The sequence below is a fragment of the Halomonas sp. B23F22_20 genome (genome assembly GCF_043496985.1).
Classification (GTDB): domain Bacteria; phylum Pseudomonadota; class Gammaproteobacteria; order Pseudomonadales; family Halomonadaceae; genus Halomonas.
In genome coordinates this window covers 69,942-89,053 of record NZ_JBIEKH010000014.1, presented here as the reverse complement: position 1 = coordinate 89,053, position 19,112 = coordinate 69,942, and the positions used below count along the sequence as shown (strand labels likewise).

Genomic DNA, 19,112 nt, shown 5'->3' with positions numbered 1-19,112 from the left:
TGCCGCCGCCCACCCCGGCTCAAGCCGCCCTGCTGAACCTTTTGCCCTCGTCGAGGTAAGGGGTAGGGGCAGATGTCCTTGCCATCCATTGCACCTTGTCACAGGAGTCATTCATGACACGCATGACGCGCACGCTATCTTTCTGGGTGCTGCTGGTCGTGGCGCTGTTCGCCACCCAGTCCGCCATGGCCCGCGAGTTGCCGGACTTCACCGAGCTGGTGAAGGATGCCGCCCCCGGGGTCGTCAACATCTCCACGTCCCGGGTGGTGGAACGTCGCGATTCGCCCTTCCGCGGCTTCGGCAACCAGGAGATTCCCGAGATCTTCCGTCACTTCTTCGGCGACCAGCTGCCGATGCCGCCTGGAGGAGGGCACGGTCACAGTGAGGAGCGCCAGTCACTGGGCTCGGGCTTCATCATCAGCGAGGACGGCTACATCATGACCAACGCTCATGTGGTCGATGGTGCCGATCAGATCCTGGTACGTCTCAACGACCGTCGGGAGCTCGAGGCCGAGCTGGTAGGGGCCGACGAGAAAACCGACGTGGCCGTTCTCAAGGTCGATGCCAGCGACTTGCCGAAGCTCACGCTGGGCGACTCCGATCGGCTCGAGGTGGGCCAGTGGGTGGCGGCCATCGGCTCGCCGTTCGGCTTCGACCACTCGGTGACTTCGGGCATCGTCAGCGCCATCAACCGCACCCTGCCGCGTGACGTATACGTGCCCTTCATACAGACCGATGTGGCGATCAATCCCGGCAATTCCGGGGGGCCGCTGTTCAACCTCGACGGCGAGGTGATCGGCATCAATTCCCAGATCTTCACCCGCAGCGGCGGCTTCATGGGGCTGTCGTTCGCGATTCCCATCAACGTGGCGATGGACGTAGCCGACCAGCTGAAGGCCAGTGGCTCTGTCGAGCGCGGCTGGCTCGGGGTGATGATCCAGCCGGTGTCCCGTGAGCTGGCCGAGTCCTTCGGCATGGATAATCCCGAAGGCGCGCTGATCGCCGATCTCGATCCCGAGGGGCCGGCGGCCGAGGGCGGCCTCAAGGCCGGCGACGTCATCCTCGAGGTCAACGGCCAGGGTGTCGAACGTTCCAGCAGCCTGCCCCGGCTGATCGGCCGCGTATCCCCAGGCGGCAGCGTGGCCCTCACCGTGCTGCGTGATGGCGAGCGCGAGACGCTGGACATCGAAGTCGGCGAGTGGCCGGACAGCGCGGCGACTGGCGGCGGCAGCGATCAGGCTGAGCCCGCTCGACTCGGCGTGGTGGTTCAGCCGCTGGGCGAGGCCCAGCGCCGCAAGCTCGAGCTTGACCAAGGCGTTCAGGTGACCGAGGTCGACCCCGAGGGCATCGCCGCCGCGGCTGGCATACGGCCCGGCGATGTCCTGATCAGCATCGGCCAGCAGACGGTGGAGAGCCCTGACCAGCTTGCCGAGCTGGTGGCTGACCTGCCTGAGGGTAGCGCGGTGCCTGTGCGGCTCTATCGGGACGGGCGGTCCTACTACGTGGCGCTGCGCCTGGCCAGCGACTGATCAATGCGACCCTCGTCGTGACCTGCGACCCGACGGCCATGCCGTCGGGTCGCTGTATCTGGCCGGCGCATCCCGCTACAATGCCGCCATCTCACTCGACGCACCAGAGACGGCGAACGCCAATTTTTGTACACGGGTGCGTACACGAACCGGATCTTTTTCGAATGTCAGAAAGCGATAACCGCAAAGTAATCAACGGGATACGGAACTTTTCCATTATTGCCCACATCGATCACGGCAAATCGACCCTGGCCGATCGCCTGATCCAGAACTGTGGGGGACTCACGGAGCGGGAACTCAAGGAGCAGGTGCTCGACTCCATGGACCTGGAGCGTGAGCGTGGTATCACCATCAAGGCCCAGTCGGTGACGCTGGACTACCATGCCCAGGACGGAAACGTCTATCAGCTGAACTTCATCGATACCCCGGGACACGTGGACTTCTCCTACGAGGTGTCCCGCTCGCTGTACGCCTGCGAAGGCGCCCTGCTGGTGGTGGATGCCGCCCAGGGCGTCGAGGCCCAGTCGGTGGCCAACTGCTATACCGCCATCGAGCAGGGCCTCGAGGTGCTGCCGGTGCTCAACAAGATGGACCTTCCCCAGGCCGACCCGGACAAGGTCAGCGTGGAAATCGAGGAGATCATCGGCCTGGATGCCACCGACGCCTGCCAGGTGTCGGCCAAGAGCGGGCTCGGCATCGATGCGCTGCTCGAGCGACTGGTACGCGATATTCCGCCTCCCAGGGGCGATCGCGAGGCTCCGCTGCAGGCGCTGATCATCGACTCCTGGTTCGACAACTACCTGGGCGTGGTGTCGCTGGTGCGTATCTTCGATGGCACGCTGAAGAAGAACGACAAGATCCGCATCACCTCCACCGGTCGCGACTGGCAGGCCAACCAGGTCGGTATCTTCACTCCCCAGCGTCGCGAGACCGACGTGCTTCGCGCCGGCGAAGTGGGTTTCGTGGTGGCCGGGATCAAGGACATCCATGGCGCTCCGGTGGGTGATACCATCACTCATGCCAAGACGCCGGACGTCAAGCGTCTGCCGGGCTTCCAGAAGGTCAAGCCCCAGGTCTATGCCGGCATGTTCCCGGTCAGCGCCGATGACTACGAGGACTTCCGCGACGCCCTGGAGAAGCTGGCCCTCAACGATGCCTCCCTGGACTATGAGCCCGAGAACTCCGACGCCCTGGGCTTCGGCTTCCGGGTCGGCTTCCTCGGCACCCTGCACATGGAGATCGTTCAGGAGCGGCTGGAGCGCGAGTACGACCTCGACCTGCTAACCACGGCGCCGACCGTGGTCTACGAACTGCTGATGAAGGACGGCGAGGTCCGTTACGTCTCCAACCCCTCCAAACTGCCCGACATGGCCGACGTGGAGGAGATGCGCGAGCCCGTGGTGCGGGCCAGCATCCTGGTGCCCCAGGAGTTCGTCGGCAATGTCATCGCCGAGTGCGAGCAGCGCCGCGGCACCCAGCTCGACATGCTGTTCCTGGGCAGCCAGATCCAGCTCACCTACGAGCTGCCCATGGCCGAGGTGGTGATGGATTTCTTCGATCGCCTCAAGTCCATCTCCAAGGGCTACGCCTCGCTGGAGTACAACTTCGAGCGCTTCGAGGCCGCCAGGCTGGTGCGCCTCGACGTGCTGATCAACGGCGACAGGGTGGATGCCCTGGCAGTGATCATTCACCGCGACCATGCCCACACCCGAGGGCGGGTGCTGGTCGAAAAGATGAAAGAATTGATTCCGCGGCAGATGTTTGATGTGGCCATCCAGGCGGCCATCGGCGGCCAGGTGGTGGCGCGCTCCACCGTCAAGGCACTGCGCAAGAACGTGACCGCCAAGTGCTACGGTGGCGACGCCTCGCGCAAGAAGAAACTGCTCGAGAAGCAGAAGGCGGGCAAGAAACGCATGAAGCAGGTCGGCCGGGTGGAAATTCCCCAGGATGCCTTCCTCGCCGTGCTCAAGGTGAACGACGACTAAGGAAGGGCAACGACTGATGGATTTTGCACTCCTGCTGACGGTGGCCGTGCTGGTCACCGGGGCGATCTGGCTGCTGGACCTGGTATGGTGGCGGCCGGCGCGTCGGGCTCGCCTTACGGCCAGCGTCGAAGCCGGCACCACCGAGGGCGCCGATCCCGCCGTCCGCGAAAAGGCGCTCAAGGAGCCCTGGCCGGTAGATTACGCGCGCTCCTTCTTCCCGGTGCTGCTGGTAGTGCTGGTGCTGCGTAGTTTCCTGGTCGAACCCTTCCAGATTCCCTCCGGCTCGATGCGCCCGACCCTCGAGGTGGGCGATTTCATTCTGGTCAACAAGTTCGCCTATGGCTTGCGCCTGCCGGTGCTCGACACCAAGTTCGTCGACGTCGGCGAGCCGGAGCGAGGCGATGTCATGGTGTTCCGGTTCCCCAACGAGCCATCGGTGAACTTCATCAAGCGGGTGATCGGCCTGCCTGGAGATCATATTCGCTATGAAGACAAGCAACTGTTTGTCAATGGCGAGCCGGTGCCCAAGTCGCTGATCGAGGCCGGTCCCCAAGGGGCTACCGATGAGCTGTTGATGCAGGAGCAACTGGGCGAGGTCGACCACCCTATCTACAATAATCCACGCGACCCCGGTCCGCAGATGCGCGAGATCGTAGTGCCGCCGGGACACTATTTCATGATGGGGGACAACCGCGACCACTCCAACGACAGCCGCTACTGGGGCTTCGTGCCGGAGGAGAACATCGTCGGCAAGGCCTTCGCCGTCTGGATGCACTGGAACGGCGGACTGCCGAGTTTTACCAGTGTGCGCCGTATCCAATGAATGCCGGGAGCGGCATTCCTTGCATGACATAGCAGGAGCTTCGTGAGCAATTCCCTGACCATTTTCAGCCGCCGTATCGGCCACGATTTCGCGCAGTCCGATCTGCTCGAATTGGCCCTCACCCATCGTAGCTATGGCGGTCGCAACAACGAGCGCCTGGAGTTCCTCGGCGATTCCATTGTCAACTTCGTCATCGCCGAGGATCTCTACCAGCGCTTTCCCCAGGCGCGGGAGGGGCAGCTTTCCCGCCTGCGCGCCCGCCTGGTCAAGGGCCAGACCCTGGCCGAGTTGGCCCGTGAGATGGAATTCGGTGACTATCTTCGCCTGGGGTCCGGAGAGATGAAGAGCGGCGGTCATCGTCGCGATTCCATCCTCGCCGATGCCGTCGAGGCGGTGATCGGTGCCATCTATCTGGACGCCGGCATGGATACCGCTCGTGCCCGGGTGCTGGCCTGGTACGCCGAGCGCCTGGAGGCCATCGACCTTCAGGATACCCAGAAAGATCCCAAGACCCGGTTGCAGGAGTTCCTGCAGTCTCGCCAGGCGGCGCTGCCGCGCTACGAGGTGATCTCGGTAGAGGGCGAAGCCCATGCCCAGACCTTCACTGTGGAATGCCATGTGGAGATGCTGGAAGAGCATACCCGGGGGACGGGATCGAGTCGTCGTCACGCCGAGCAGCAGGCCGCCGAGCGTGCCTTGGCCCGTTTCGAACAAGGGGGGCACTCATGAGCCAGACCTGCGGATTCGTGGCCATCGTCGGCCGACCCAATGTCGGCAAGTCGACGCTGATGAATCGTATTCTCGGACAGAAGATTTCCATTACCTCGCGTCGTCCCCAGACCACGCGCCATCAGGTGATGGGGATCAAGACCGAGGGCGACGCCCAGTTCATCTATGTCGACACGCCGGGGATCCATATCCTCGAGAAGGATCGCAACAAGGCCATCAATCGCTTCATGAACCAGGCCGCTACCCAGGCCCTGCGTGACGTGGACTGCGTGGTTTTCATCATTGATCGAACGCGCTGGTCCGCCGAGGACCAGGTGGTGCTGGAGCGTCTGGCCAATGTCGAGGCACCGGTTATCCTGGCGGTCAACAAGGTCGACCGCCTCAAGGACAAGACGGAGCTGCTGCCGTGGCTGGAGTCGGTAGGCGCCCGGCGAGACTTCGCCGCTATCGTGCCCATCGCCGCCAAGCATGGCACTCACGTGGCCGACCTCGAGGCCGAGGTGGCCAGGCATCTGCCCGAGAGCGTGCACTTCTTCCCCGACGACCAGGTCACTGACAAGAGCCAGCGCTTCCTGGCCGCCGAGCTGGTTCGCGAGAAGGTCATGCGGCAGCTCGGTGACGAGCTGCCCTACCAGATGACCGTGGAGATCGAGGAGTTCCGCGACGAGGGGCGTGTGGTGCACATCAGCGCCCTGATCATGGTCGAGCGCCAGGGCCAGAAGAAGATCTTGATCGGTGAGCGCGGCGAGCGTATCAAGAAGATCGGGCGCGAGGCGCGGCTGGACATGGAGCGGGCCTTCGACGCCAAGGTCATGCTCAACCTCTGGGTCAAGGTCAAGCGCGGCTGGTCCGACGACGAGCGAGCCCTGAAGAGCCTGGGCTACGACTTGGACTGATTTCGAGCTTCGAGCTTCGAGTTTCGAGCTTCGAGTGGCGATTCTCCTGAACGGCGTCCCATGACCCCTCAGCCGGCCTATCTGCTGCACAAGCGCCCTTACCGCGAGACCAGCGCCCTGGTTGAGCTGCTGACGCTCGACCACGGCCGGGTGCGGGCGGTAGCGCGTGGCGTGCAGCGCCCCGGCAGCCGTGCCCGAGCCACGCTTCAGCCTTTCGCCCCCCTGTATCTCACCTGGAGCGGTCAGGGCGAGCTCAAGCGGCTGTCGCTGATCGAGAGCCGGGCCCCGGCGGCGATGCTGGTAGGGGAGGGGCTGCTGTGCGGGCTCTATGCCAACGAGCTGCTGACCCGGCTATTGCCGGTGGAACTCCCGGCGGGCGACGTGTTCGCCTTCTACGCTGCTGCGCTGGAGGCGCTGCCGCGTCCCGAGGGCCGGGCCGGTGCTCTGCGCCGCCTGGAGTTGTCGCTGCTCGAGGTCCTGGATGCCGAGCCGCGTTTCTGCGCGCCCGATGGTCAGGCCCTGGACCCTCAGGCCCGCTATGTCTTTCAGGCCGACTCGCGGGCCTTCGTGCCGGGTGAGCCCGGCATCGATGGGCGCACCCTGAAACTGCTGGCCAGCGGCGACTGGCGAGAGCCGGGCCTGGCCGGCACGGCCAAGGCAGTGACCCGGGCGGCGCTGGCACCGCTGCTCGGCGGCCGACCGCTGCGTTCCCGCGAGTGGATGCGCCAGTTGGCTGCCCGCCGGCGTGCCCGCCAAGCTTGAAGAGCGGCGCTGTGCGCCTGGAAGCTTGAAGAAAGGCTTGTGGCACAGCTGGATGGTAACATGCTGTTTTCCAGCTTCCAGCTTCCAGCTTCCAGCTTCCAGCTTCCAGCTTCCAGCTTCCAGCTTCCAGCTTACCGAAGGAGAGCCCCATGCATCCCCCCCGCATCCTGCTCGGCGTCAATATCGACCACATCGCTACACTGCGCCAGGCGCGCGGTACCCGCTATCCCGATCCCGTCCAGGCGGCGCTGCTGGCCGAGGAGGCCGGGGCCGACGGCATTACCGTGCACCTGCGCGAGGACCGTCGGCACATCCAGGAACGTGACGTGCGTTTGCTGGCCGAAGTGCTCAACACGCGCATGAATCTGGAGATGGCGGTCACCGAGGCGATGCTGGCGCTGGCCGAGGAGATTCGCCCGGCCCACGTCTGCCTGGTGCCGGAGAAACGCGAGGAGCTTACTACCGAGGGCGGCCTGGACGTGGTCGGTGGCTTCGAGACGATCGAGGAAGCGTGCCGGCGGCTCGCTGCGGCAGGCTCGGAGGTGTCGCTGTTTATCGACCCTGATCCCAGGCAGGTGGAAGCCGCTGCCCGTGCGGGGGCGCCGGTGATCGAGCTGCACACCGGTGCCTATGCCGAGGCGATAGGCGACGAGGCGGCCCGCGAGCATGCCCGGTTGGTGGCTGCCGCCGAGATGGCCGGTGAGCTTGGCCTGACCGTTAACGCTGGTCATGGCCTGCACTATCACAATGTCGAGGCAGTCGCGGCCATTCCGGGGCTGCACGAGCTTAACATCGGCCATGCGATCATCGCTCGGTCGCTGTTCGTGGGCCTCAAGGAGGCGGTGGCCGAGATGAAACGTCTGGCGATTGCCGGTCAGGAGGCCGGCTTCGTGGCGGCGCTCGACGAGCATGAGCACGACAACGACCATGAGGCCGGGAGCGGCTGCTGCGGATGATACTGGGCATCGGCACCGATATTGCCCGGGTCGCGCGCTTCGAGGCCGCCAAGGCTCGCCACGGCGAACGCTTTGCCGAGCGCGTGCTGGGCCTCGACGAGTTGGTTCTCTATCGGGAGCGAGGCCGGCCGGCGGGCTATCTGGCCAAGCGCTTCGCCGCCAAGGAGGCTTTCGTCAAAGCGCTGGGCACGGGCCTGCGCCGTGGCATGCGCTGGACCGACATTCAGGTGGTCAACGATGCCCTCGGACGACCTTCGCTGGTTCTGTCGGGGCGAGCCCTGGAGCTGGCCGAGGCTGAGGGGGTTCGAGTCCTTCATCTCTCGTTGTCGGACGAGTCGGCGTTCGCGGTGGCCTTCGTGGTACTGGAAGCCTGAGCGTGGGAAGACAGGGAATGGGCAGAGTGCGTCGCCTGCCAGTCGCGCAGTGCGGCCATCGCCGCATAGAGATCCGGTAGCAACGGCATGACCGCCTCCAGGCCGCGGGAGCGCAGCCGGGTTTCCAGCGTCTCGGCCAGCAGGCCAAGGCGCGGCACGCCGCAGTAGCGGCAGGCGCCGTTGAGGGCGTGGATGGCATCGAGCAAGGCCTCGGCATCGCTAGCCTCCACCGCTCGGCGAATGTCGGCCTCGCTGTCATCCAGGGAGGCGATCAGGTGGCCCAGCAGCTTGCGGGCCAGCGGCTCGCGCCCGCCGGCCAACTGGGTCCCCAGCGCCAGGTCCACCGAGTCCAGCTCGGCGTCGCTGGAAGGATCGGCTTGCGTGGTTTCGCCGGATTCCTCCAGTGCCAGGCCGACCCCCAGGTGGTGGCGCAGCAGGCTGGATAGCTGGGCGGTATCCAGCGGCTTCTCGAGCACCCCGTCCAGACCGCTTTGCAGCAGCTGCTGGCGTTGCTCGCTCTGCACATGGGCGGTAACGGCGATGATTGGCACGTGTCGCCAGGGGCCGCCCAGGCCACGCAGGGCATGCGTTGTTTCCACCCCGTCCATGCCGCTCATGCGGATATCCATCAGCACCACATCGAAGTGGGTCTCCTGGGCCATGGCCAAGGCCTCTTCGCCGCTGGCGGCCAGACTCACCTCCAACTGCGGTCCACGAATCAGCTCCTGCAGCAACAGACGGTTGGATTCGGTGTCGTCCACCACCAATAGCCGCAGCGAGGCCCTGGCGTTCTCGGATGGCGGGCGCGGGAGCTGGTCGCGGCGGGCTCGGGCCAGGGTGCGGGAGACCGCCTCCACCAGGGTGTGGCGGGACAGCGGCTTGCTCAGGATCTCGCCACCGTGGGGTAGCGTCAGGGTCGGTAGATCGGGCGGACTGGCGTTGACCAGCAACAGCGCCGGACAGGCCAGGCGCTCCAGGCGCTGTTGCAGGGCCGCCTGGCCATCCTGGCCGAGGTCGGTATCATACAGGCTGATCAGCGCCAGGACGGCGCCTTCGGTCGGCTCAGCCTGCGGATCGATGAGGCTGGCCTTCCAGCGGGTCAGCAGGTGCCGCAGGGCGGAGCGAGTCGGCGTATGAGACTCTTCCAGGATGACCTGTTGTCCGTCCAATTCCAGTTCGGGGGCACGCTGTTCTTCGCCCTGGCAGGCCAGTGGCAAGGTGAAGGCGAAGGTAGATCCTTCGTCTGGCGTACTGACGACGCTGATCTCGCCGCCCATCTGTTCGACGAGTTGACGGCTGATGGCCAGGCCCAGGCCGGTACCGCCGAATTCGCGCTGGTGGCTGGCGTCCGCTTGACGGAACGCCTGGAAGAGCCGGCGCTGGGCGTCGGCGCTCATGCCGATGCCGGTATCGCTGACCGCCACTCTCAACACCACATGCCCGCTGGCGCGCTGATCGACCATGACTCGTACGATGACCTCGCCCCGTTCTGTGAACTTGACGGCGTTGCCGGCCAGGTTGGTAAGTACCTGACGGATACGCAGTGGGTCACCGCTCAGCGACTCGGGAACGTCGTCATAGACCAGGCCGAGCAGTTGGATGCCTTTCTGCTGGGCTTGGGGCGCCTGCAGCCCCAGTACTTCGTCGACCAGGGCCACCATGTCTAGCTCGGTATGCTCCAGCTCCAGGCGCCCAGCTTCGATCTTGGAGAAGTCGAGGACGTCGTTGACCAGCATCAGCAGGTTGTCGCAGGCGCGCTGGACGTGGTCGAGCCATTCTCGCTGGCGGGGGGCCATCTCGGTGCGGTGCAGCAGGCGGCAGAAGCCGATGATGCCGTTCAGCGGGGTGCGGATCTCGTGGCTCATGTTGGCCAGGAACTCCGATTTGGCGCGGTTGGCCTCCAGGGCTCGACGATGGGCCAGGTCCAACTCGATGTTCTGGACCTCGATGGTCTCCATGGATTCCTGGAGTTCTCCCGTGGCCTGCTCTATCTGGGCCTGGAGGTCCTCCCGGGCGGCGGCCAGGTGGTCACCCAGAGCGTTGAGGCTCTGGGCGAGGCGTCCCAGCTCGGCTTCCTGCGGCACCGGCATTGGCCCTGGGTGTGCCCCCGCGGTCAACCACTCCAGCTTCTGGGCCGCGCGTTCGAGGGGATGGGTCAGCCGTCGGGACAGAACATGGGCAACCATGAACAGCAGCATGCCGACGATCAGCAGCAGCAGGCCGCCGCCGGCCAGGTGGCGATAGTAGCTCAGCGGCAGCGTCGAGGCGTCGATATCCAGTACCAATTGGGTACCGGGAGCGCCGGGTAGTGGCGCCTGTAGCTGCCAGTGTCGGCCGTTCTCTATCAGCGACGGGCCGTCGTTCGGAGCGTGGGGTGGAGCCTGGCGCAGGTGGCCAAGCTCCAGGTGTCGCTCGCCATCGGCGTCAAGAATGCTCAAGGCGCGGACATCCTCCAGTGCGAGCAGGCGGCCGGCGAGGATGTCGAGGTCGACGGTATCGCCGGCCGCCAGTGCTTGGCCAAGGCTCGGCGCCAGTAGGTCGATGGCCTGAGTCAGGCGCTCGCGCATCTGAAGGTGGTGGTGGTGATCATTCAGTTCCGTGATCGCCACCACTACCAGGGCGATCAGCACCAGTGGCAGGGCGAGGATGGCCAGCATCAGGCGGGTCTTCAATGACATCGTGAGAGCTCGTCGGCTGGAGTGTCGTGGCCCAGTATGCCACAGCCGGGCGGGATGCCTGTCCAGTGTCGTTGCCCGAGGATATAATGCCGAAAAGACGTTTCCAGAAGGATAGTTGCATGCAGTTCCCCACTCTGGAGGAGACCATCGGCCATACGCCGCTGGTGCGCCTGAAGCGGATTACCGCGGGGCGTAACAACACCCTGCTCGCCAAGCTCGAGGGCAACAACCCGGCGGGGTCGGTCAAGGATCGTCCGGCGCTGTCGATGCTTGAGCAGGCCGAGGCGCGGGGTACCATCTCGCCTGGCGACACGCTGGTCGAGGCCACGTCCGGCAATACCGGGATCGCGCTGGCCATGGCGGCGGCGATCAAGGGCTATCGGCTGATCCTGATCATGCCGGAGAACGCCTCCAGCGAGCGCAAGCAGGCCATGGCCGCGTATGGCGCCGAACTCATCGAGGTCAGCCGCGAGGGCGGCATGGAGGCCGCCCGCGACCTGGCCGACACCATGATCGCCCGCGGCGAGGGCAAGCCGCTCGACCAGTTTGCCAATCCGGACAACCCGCTGGCTCATTATCGTGGCACCGGGCCCGAGCTGTGGGAGCAGACGGCTGGCACCATCACGCATTTCGTCAGCTCGATGGGGACCACCGGCACCATCATGGGCGTCTCTCGCTACCTCAAGGAGATGAGCCCGGAGGTGCAGATCGTCGGCCTGCAGCCCGAGGACGGTGCCAGCATTGCCGGCATCCGTCGCTGGCCCGAAGCCTATCTGCCGAGCATCTTCGATCCTGCCCGTGTCGATCGGATGCTGGACATCGGCCAGCACGAGGCCGAGGAGCACATGCGGCGTTTGGCTCGGGAGGAGGGCATTCTCGCTGGAGTTTCGTCCGGCGGGGCTCTGGCAGGGGCACTGCGTATCGCCGCCGAGGTCGAGAATGCCGTGATCGTGTTCATCGTCTGCGACCGCGGCGATCGCTATCTGTCCACCGGCCTTTTCGCTCCGGAGTCCTGAGGTGGGCCTCGGAAAGCGTCGGCCCACCAGGGCCCGTTCTGGCGTCTCGGGGTTGCAGACACCGCAGCGCGGCAAGGCTCCTCCACGGCAGGCGAACGACGATACTGCGCCGCTGACCATCGAGGGCCTGGCCCACGACGGCCGCGGCGTGGCGCACACGGCGGCCGGCAAGACGGTGTTCGTCGAGGGGGGGCTGCCCGGCGAGCGCGTCGTGGCGGCAGTGCACCGTACCCGCAAGCGTTTCGACGAAGCCCATGTGCGCGAGGTACTCGACGCGTCTTCCGAGCGGGTCGTTCCGCCGTGTCGCCACTTCGGCGCATGTGGGGGATGTGACCTGCAGCATCTCGACCTGGCCGGGCAGCGGCGGCACAAGCAGACGGTATTGACCGAGCTGCTGGCTCGCCAGGGCATCGCACCCGAGGGTGAGCCCGAGCTGTTGGCGGAGGCCGGCGAGGGCTATCGGCGCCGGGCGCGGCTGGGCGTCAAGGTCGATGCCGATGGCGGCGTGCATCTGGGGTTTCGCGCTCGCCATAGCCATCGGCTGGTGGATCTCGATGATTGCCCCATCCTGGTGCCGTCGCTGGCCGACCTGCTGGCGCCGTTGCACCAGCATCTCGCCGCCTTGGAGGCGCCGCGCCAGGTCGGCCATCTGGAACTCACGGCCAGCGATGCCGGCGTGGTCCTCGTGGTGCGACAACTTCGCGAGCAGACCGTCGATACTCGCCGCTGGCATGATTTCGCCATGGCCCGGGGTTTGCATCTTGCTCGCTGGGTGGGTCGAGAGTCGCCGCGTTTCGAATGGCTCACTGCCGCGCCTGAACTGAGCTTCGGGTTGGCGGCGGCGGGGAGAGCGCTGACGCTTGGCTTCTCTCCAGGTGATTTCCTGCAGGCCAACGAGGCGGTCAACCGGCGCATGGTGGACACCGCCATGGCATGGCTGGCGCCCATGGCGCCGGGCGAGCGGGTGCTGGATCTGTTCGCCGGGGTCGGCAACTTCAGCCTGCCGTTGGCCGCGCTGGGGGCCCGCGTGCGGGCCGTAGAGGGCAGTCCGGCGATGGTCGAACGCCTCGCCGACAACGCGCAGCGTAACGGCTTGGAGATCGAGGCGTGCCAAGCCGACCTCAACGAGGTCACGGCCGGTGGATTCCCGCTCGAGGCGCCCGACTGCGGCACGCTGGTGCTGGACCCGCCACGTGACGGTGCCGAGGCGGTCTGTCGGGCCATCGCCGCGCATCCGGTGCCGCGCGTGCTTTACGTCTCCTGTGATCCGGCCACCCTGGCGCGGGATGCGGCCCACCTGGTGCGGGCCGGCTACGCCATCCAACGCTGGGCGGTGGCCGACATGTTCGCTCACACCGCCCATCTGGAATCCATGCTGTTGCTCGAGTACCCGAACGCCGGGCAGCGGTGCGAAGGAGCGTCAACCGATGGTTAAAGTGCGTGAAGACCAGCCCTTGAGCGCCGACGGCGGGGTCGACATCCCGCTGTGGGTCGAGCGCCTCCAGGAGGACGTCAAGCTGCGAGCACCGGACGAGATGCGCGTGGTCTGCGAGCTGGCCCAGCGCCTGGAGCGCGAGTCCGAGCGTCCCCACAAGGCCTGGCTCAAGGATGGCTCGAGCTTTCGCATGGGCCTGGAAATGGCCGATATTCTCGGCGAGCTGCGGCTGGATCAGCCGGCGCTCGAGGCGGCGGTGCTGTACCGTGCGGTGCGTGAGGGCTTGATTGGCCTGGAGGCGATCGCCAAGCGCTTCGGCCAGGAAGTCGCCGGGCTGATCGACGGCGTGCTGCAGATGGCTGCGATCAGTACCTCACAGACGCCCAGTCATGGCCTCAGCCAGCATGACCAGCAGGACAACCTGCGCAAGATGCTGGTCAACATGATCGACGACGTGCGGGTGGCACTGATCAAGATCGCCGAGCGGACCTGCGCGCTGCGCCAGGTACGCGATGCCCCGCGCGAGAAACGCCTGCAGGTGGCTCGCGAGGTGTTCGACATCTACGCGCCGCTGGCCCACCGCCTGGGTATCGGACACCTCAAGTGGGAGCTGGAAGACCTGTCCTTCCGCTATCTCCACGAGGGGGACTACAAGGCCATCGCCCGGCAGCTGGCCGAGAAGCGGCTCGATCGCGACCGCTACATCCACGACGTGGTCGAGACCCTGGAAGGCTTGATGGAGGCCCAGGGCATCCATCGTTATCAGGTGGACGGGCGCGCCAAGCACATCTATTCGATCTGGCGGAAGATGCAGCGCAAGCGCATCGACTTCTCGCAGGTCCACGACATCCGCGCGGTGCGCATACTGGTGCCCGAGATCACCGATTGCTACACCGTGCTCGGCATCGTCCACTCGCGCTGGCACCACGTGCCCCAGGAATTCGACGACTACATCGCCAATCCCAAGAAGAACGGTTACCAGTCGCTGCATACCGCCGTCTTCGGCCCGGAGGGCAAGGTGCTGGAGATCCAGATCCGCACCTTCGCCATGCATGAAGAAGCCGAACTCGGGGTGTGTGCCCACTGGCGCTACAAGGGGCACGATACCAATGCCCGCAGCGCCAGCTACGAGGACAAGATCGCCTGGCTGCGTCAGGTGCTGGAGTGGCAGGAGGAGGTCGGCGACTTCGGCGACATCCGCGAGGGGCTGACCAGCGACGTGGCCCCGGACCGCATCTACGTCTTCACGCCCGACGGCCATGTCATCGACCTGCCGCGGGAGGCCACGCCCATCGACTTCGCCTATCGGGTGCATACCGAGGTCGGGCATCGCTGCCGCGGCGCCAAGGTCAACGGCCGCATCGTGCCGCTGACCTATCGGCTCGGCACCGGCCAGCAGGTGGAGATCCTCACCGCCAGCAAGGGCGGGCCGAGCCGCGACTGGATCAATCCCAGCCTCGGCTACGTGTGCACGTCACGTGCGCGGGCCAAGATCCAGTCCTGGTTCAAGCACCAGGCGCGTGATCGTAACCTCGACGAGGGCCGCGCGCTGTTCGAGCGCGAGATGAAACGCCTCGACGTGGGCGACATGGACCTCACCCGACTGGCCAACCAGGTCAACTACTCCACACCCGACGACATGTATGCCGCGCTCGGTGCCGGCGACCTGCGCATCGGCCAGGTGTTTCACCAAGCCCAGCAGCTGTTCGGAGAGAACGACGATCAGGAGCAGCTCGACAAGCTGCTGGCCAAGCCGCGCAAGTCCGCCGACAAGAGCGGCGGCGATGGCATCACGGTGCTTGGGGTCGGCAACCTCAAGACCAGCATGGCCAACTGCTGTCATCCGGTGCCCGGCGAGTCGATCGTGGGCTTCATCACCCAGGGGCGCGGCGTCACCGTGCACCGCGAGGACTGCCCCAATATCCTCCAGCTGCGTCTCGATGAGCCCCAGCGGGTGATCGAGGTGGAGTGGGGGGAGCGGGCCCGCACCCAGTATCCGGTGGATATCGAGATCCAGGCCTGGGATCGCTCGGGACTGCTGCGTGATGTCACCGCCGTGCTCAGCCACGAGAAGGTCAACGTGCTGTCGGTGAACACCCTCACCGACACCGACGACGGCATCGCCCGCATGCAGATCACCCTGGAGGTGGACGGCCTGGAAACGCTGGGCCGGCTGTTCTCGCGCATCCAGCAGCTGCCAAACGTCATCGAGGTGCGCCGGCTGCGTGCCGGCGGCAAGGGCAAGAAGAAACGCGGGGGCAAGCGCTGATGAGCGAGCAACGCTACGGGCTTGACGACCTGCTGACGCTGATGGCGGTGCTGCGCGACCCCGCGCAGGGCTGCCCGTGGGACGTCAAGCAGGACTGGGACAGTATTGTCCCGCATACGCTGGAGGAAGCCTACGAGGTCGCCGACGCCATCGAACGCCGCGCCTTCGACGAGCTGCCCGGCGAGCTGGGCGACCTGCTGTTCCAGGTCGTGTACTATAGCCAGTTCGGTGCCGAGGAGGACCGCTTCGATTTTCACGATGTGGTTCATGTCCTCACCGCCAAGATGCTGCACCGTCATCCCCATGTCTTCCCCGACGGGACTCTGGCCTCGCGACGCCAGGGTATCAGCGCCGCCGAGGTGGAAACCCGCCAGGTACATTCCCGCTGGGAGACCCTCAAGGCCGAGGAGCGCGATGCTCGCTCGGTGCTCGACAGCGCCCAGGCATCGGTACTCGACGACGTACCGCGAAACCTGCCGGCGCTTTCTCGTGCGGCCAAGCTGTCCAAGCGCGCCGCCCGGGTCGGCTTCGACTGGCCGGACACCCGAGGCGTGCTCGACAAGCTGCGCGAGGAACTCGGTGAGGTCGAGGAGGCGTTGGTCGCCGGGGATCGCGACCATGCCATGGAGGAGGTCGGTGACCTGCTGTTTGCCACGGTCAACCTGGCACGCACCCTCGGGGCGGATCCCGAGCGCTGCCTGCGTGCCACCAATGGCAAGTTCGAGCGCCGCTTCCGCCAGGTGGAGGCCGCCCTGGCCGACGAGGGCGTGCCGCTGACTGAAGCGGGGCTCGATCGCATGGAGCGACACTGGCAGGCGGCCAAACGCCGAGACGTCCATTCCCCTGATCGGAAGGAGAACAACGCCAATGAGCCATGACCTGCATGAATCGCTGCGCGATAACGTCCGCATCCTCGGCGATAGCCTGGGGCGGACCATCGCCGATGACCTTGGTGAAGGCTTCGTCGATCGTATCGAGGCCATTCGCGGGCTCGCCAAGCAGGGTCGCCAGCGTGAGGAAGGCAGTCATCGTCAACTGATCGATTACCTGCGCGGGCTGCCGGACAATGAACTGCTGCCGGTGACCCGGGCCTTCAACCAGTTTCTCAACCTGGCCAATATCGCCGAGCAGCATTATCGGGCGCGCTTTCGCCGGGTCGAGGACTACAAGCCTGGCGCTCAGCCGGTACTCGGCGAACTGCTCCAGCGGGCCCGGGGCGAGGGCCATTCGCCGCGCAAGCTGGTCGAGACCCTTGCCAACATGCGCGTCGAGCTGGTGCTTACCGCTCACCCGACCGAGGTCATCCGCCGGACCCTGATCCAGAAGTACGATGCCATCGATGACTGCCTGACCACCATCGAGTCCTCCTCTGACTATCCGGAGCGTGCCGCCCGTGCCCGCGGTCGGCTCGAGGAACTGATCAGCCAGGCCTGGCACACCGACGAAATTCGCCACGAGCGCCCGACCCCGGTGGACGAGGCGAAGTGGGGCTTCGCGGTGATCGAGAATTCGCTGTGGCAGGCGGTGCCCGATTTCCATCGCGACCTGGACAACCTGCTGCTGGACACCGCCGGCGAGCGCCTGCCGCTGGACGCCGCGCCGATCCGTTTTGCCTCCTGGATGGGGGGCGATCGTGATGGTAACCCTAACGTCACCGCCAAGGTGACCCGCGAGGTGCTGCTGCTGGGCCGCTGGATGGCCGCCGATCTCTACCTGCGCGATCTCGAGCAGCTCAAGGCCGAGCTGTCGATGTGGAAGGCCAATAGCGCGCTCAAGGCCGAAGTCGGCGACGTCGCCGAACCGTACCGCGAGCTGATCAAGCGCCTGTTGAGCAAGGTCGAGGCCACCCGTGACTGGGCTCAGGCCCAGCTCGATGGCAAGAACTACGACGGCGGGCCGATCATCGAGACCCGTGACCAGCTGTATGCCCCGCTGCTGGCTTGCTACCGTTCGCTGTGCGACGTGGGGCTCGATACCATCGCCAACGGCGTGTTGCTCGACACCCTGCGCCGCGTCTCGGTGTTCGGAGTGACGCTCACCAAGCTCGATCTGCGCCAGGAGTCCGGTCGCCACGAACAGGTGCTGGAGGAACTCACCGACAGCCTGGGGCTCGGCCACTATCGCGACTGGGACGAGGAGCAGCGTCAGGAATTCCTGCTCTCCGAGCTGACCTCCCGCCGTCCGCTGATTCCGCGGCGCTGGGAGTGTTCCGCGGAGACCCGCGAGGTCATCGACACCTTTCGGGTGATCGGCTCCGAGCATGCCGAAGCGCTCGGGACCTACATCATCTCCATGGCCGGTCAGCCCTCGGACGTGCTGGCCGTGGCGCTGCTGATGAAAGAGGTGGGCGGCGACGCCATGCTGCCCATCGCCCCGCTGTTCGAGACCCTGGACGACCTCAATCGCGCCGGCGATGTCATCGATCGCCTGCTGGCGCTGCCGGGCTACCGAAAGCTGACCCGGGACGGCCAGGAAGTGATGATCGGCTATTCGGACTCCGCTAAGGACGCCGGCCAACTGGCGGCGGCCTGGGCGCAGTACCGTGCCCAGGAGGCGCTGGTCGAGGTGTGCAGCCGGCACGGCGTGGCCCTGACCCTGTTCCACGGACGGGGCGGTACCGTCGGCCGCGGCGGCGGCCCGGCCCACGCGGCCATCCTGTCCCAGCCCCCGGGCTCGGTGAACGGCAGCCTGCGGGTGACCGAGCAGGGCGAGATGATTCGCTTCAAGTTCGGCCAGCCCGACATCGCCCTGCGTTCCATGGAGATCTACGCCTGTGCGGTACTGGAAGCCTCGCTGCTGCCGCCGCCGACGCCCGAACCGGCCTGGCGCGAGGAGATGGATCGCCTCGCCGGGGTGGCCCACCAGGCCTACGTCGGCGTGGTGCGCGAGGATCCCGACTTCGTGCCCTATTTCCGCTCGATGACGCCCGAGACCGCGCTGGGTCGCTTGCCGCTCGGTTCGCGCCCGGCCAAGCGGCGCCAGGACGGTGGCGTCGAGACCCTACGGGCGATCCCCTGGATCTTCGCCTGGACCCAGACTCGGTTGATGTTGCCGGCCTGGCTGGGTAGCGGGGAGGCCTTCTCCCAACGCCTTCAGCAGGAAGGTGGCCTCGAGGTGCTGCGGGAAATGCGTGATCGTTGGCCGTTCTTCGGTACCTATCTGGACATGCTGGAGATGCTGCTGGCCAAGGCCGACGTCGACATCGCCGCCTACTATGAGCATCGGCTGGTGGACGAGCCGGCACTGCAGGCACTGGGCGAGCGGCTACGCGAGCGCTTTGGCCGGCTCAACGAAGCGGTGTTGACCATTCTCGACCAGCAAGAGCTGCTCGAGAGCACGCCGCTGATTCGCCAGGCCGTGGAGGTGCGCAACCCCTACATCGATCCGCTTCACGGGCTGCAGGCCGAGCTCTTGCAGCGAAACCGCGACGCCGATGGGGCGATCAGCGGAGACCTGTCGCGCGCGTTGATGGTGACCATGGCCGGCATTGCCGCTGGGCTGCGCAACACCGGCTAGGCCCGGGCTTCGCCCAGGAGCTGTAAGCTATAAGCGGTAAGCTTGAAGAGAAACACCCTCGGGGGAAGCCTCGGGGGTGTTTGCGATAGAGGGAGCGGGGATCTTGCTGCCTCGCACCTCGCACCTCGCACCTCGCACCTTATC

14 protein-coding genes are annotated in these 19,112 nt (G+C 65.9%); 13 read left to right on the top strand and 1 reads right to left on the bottom strand.

Annotated elements, in window-relative coordinates:
• Positions 1–113 precede the first annotated feature (113 nt).
• From ACGTN6_RS13115 to acpS, 8 genes are all read left to right on the top strand, one after another.
• Positions 114–1,529, top strand: a complete 1,416-nt coding sequence (locus tag ACGTN6_RS13115; protein WP_394592206.1) for a DegQ family serine endoprotease — start codon at positions 114–116, stop codon at positions 1,527–1,529.
• Positions 1,530–1,693: 164 nt separating this feature from the next.
• Positions 1,694–3,514: a translation elongation factor 4 gene (gene lepA / locus ACGTN6_RS13110; RefSeq protein ID WP_394592204.1), complete on the top strand. Its 1,821-nt coding sequence runs from the start codon at positions 1,694–1,696 to the stop codon at positions 3,512–3,514.
• Between the two features lie 16 nt (positions 3,515–3,530).
• Positions 3,531–4,337: a signal peptidase I gene (lepB, locus tag ACGTN6_RS13105; RefSeq protein ID WP_394592202.1), complete on the top strand. Its 807-nt coding sequence runs from the start codon at positions 3,531–3,533 to the stop codon at positions 4,335–4,337.
• 42 nt (positions 4,338–4,379) lie between these two features.
• Entirely contained in the window at positions 4,380–5,066 is a 687-nt protein-coding gene (gene rnc / locus ACGTN6_RS13100) for a ribonuclease III (RefSeq protein WP_394592201.1), read from the top strand.
• Positions 5,063–5,962: a GTPase Era gene (era, locus tag ACGTN6_RS13095; RefSeq protein ID WP_394592199.1), complete on the top strand. Its 900-nt coding sequence runs from the start codon at positions 5,063–5,065 to the stop codon at positions 5,960–5,962. The genes rnc and era overlap by 4 nt, the downstream gene beginning before the upstream one ends.
• A 60-nt stretch (positions 5,963–6,022) precedes the next feature.
• Entirely contained in the window at positions 6,023–6,724 is a 702-nt protein-coding gene (gene recO, locus ACGTN6_RS13090) for a DNA repair protein RecO (protein ID WP_394592197.1), read from the top strand.
• 149 nt (positions 6,725–6,873) lie between these two features.
• Positions 6,874–7,680, top strand: a complete 807-nt coding sequence (pdxJ, locus tag ACGTN6_RS13085; protein WP_394592195.1) for a pyridoxine 5'-phosphate synthase — start codon at positions 6,874–6,876, stop codon at positions 7,678–7,680.
• On the top strand, positions 7,677–8,054 hold the full coding sequence (gene acpS, locus ACGTN6_RS13080) for a holo-ACP synthase (RefSeq protein WP_394592193.1): 378 nt from the start codon (positions 7,677–7,679) through the stop codon (positions 8,052–8,054). Before pdxJ ends, acpS begins: the two co-directional genes overlap by 4 nt.
• Here acpS and ACGTN6_RS13075 read toward each other — a convergent pair.
• The gene (locus ACGTN6_RS13075; protein WP_394592192.1) at positions 7,994–10,732 is read right to left on the bottom strand and encodes a HAMP domain-containing sensor histidine kinase; all 2,739 of its coding nucleotides are present in this window, start codon (positions 10,730–10,732) and stop codon (positions 7,994–7,996) included. The two genes, acpS and ACGTN6_RS13075, sit on opposite strands and share 61 nt — an antisense overlap.
• Positions 10,733–10,851: 119 nt before the next feature.
• On the opposite strand from ACGTN6_RS13075, the gene cysM reads away from it, so the two are divergent.
• Genes cysM through ppc form a run of 5 tightly spaced genes read left to right on the top strand, consistent with a single transcriptional unit; the run spans position 10,852 to position 18,968 of the window.
• Positions 10,852–11,748 carry a cysteine synthase CysM gene (cysM, locus tag ACGTN6_RS13070; RefSeq protein WP_394592190.1) on the top strand — a complete coding sequence of 299 codons (897 nt, stop codon included), beginning with the start codon at positions 10,852–10,854 and terminating at the stop codon, positions 11,746–11,748.
• A 52-nt stretch (positions 11,749–11,800) separates the two neighbouring features.
• Entirely contained in the window at positions 11,801–13,183 is a 1,383-nt protein-coding gene (locus ACGTN6_RS13065) for a TRAM domain-containing protein (RefSeq protein WP_394592188.1), read from the top strand.
• On the top strand, positions 13,176–15,452 hold the full coding sequence (gene relA / locus ACGTN6_RS13060) for a GTP diphosphokinase (RefSeq protein WP_394592186.1): 2,277 nt from the start codon (positions 13,176–13,178) through the stop codon (positions 15,450–15,452). The genes ACGTN6_RS13065 and relA overlap by 8 nt, the downstream gene beginning before the upstream one ends.
• Positions 15,452–16,330 carry a nucleoside triphosphate pyrophosphohydrolase gene (gene mazG, locus ACGTN6_RS13055; protein WP_394592184.1) on the top strand — a complete coding sequence of 293 codons (879 nt, stop codon included), beginning with the start codon at positions 15,452–15,454 and terminating at the stop codon, positions 16,328–16,330. The genes relA and mazG overlap by 1 nt, the downstream gene beginning before the upstream one ends.
• Positions 16,320–18,968 (top strand): phosphoenolpyruvate carboxylase, encoded by a 2,649-nt coding sequence (gene ppc, locus ACGTN6_RS13050; RefSeq protein ID WP_394592182.1) that lies wholly within the window; start codon positions 16,320–16,322, stop codon positions 18,966–18,968. Before mazG ends, ppc begins: the two co-directional genes overlap by 11 nt.
• The last annotated feature ends 144 nt before the right edge of the window (positions 18,969–19,112 follow it).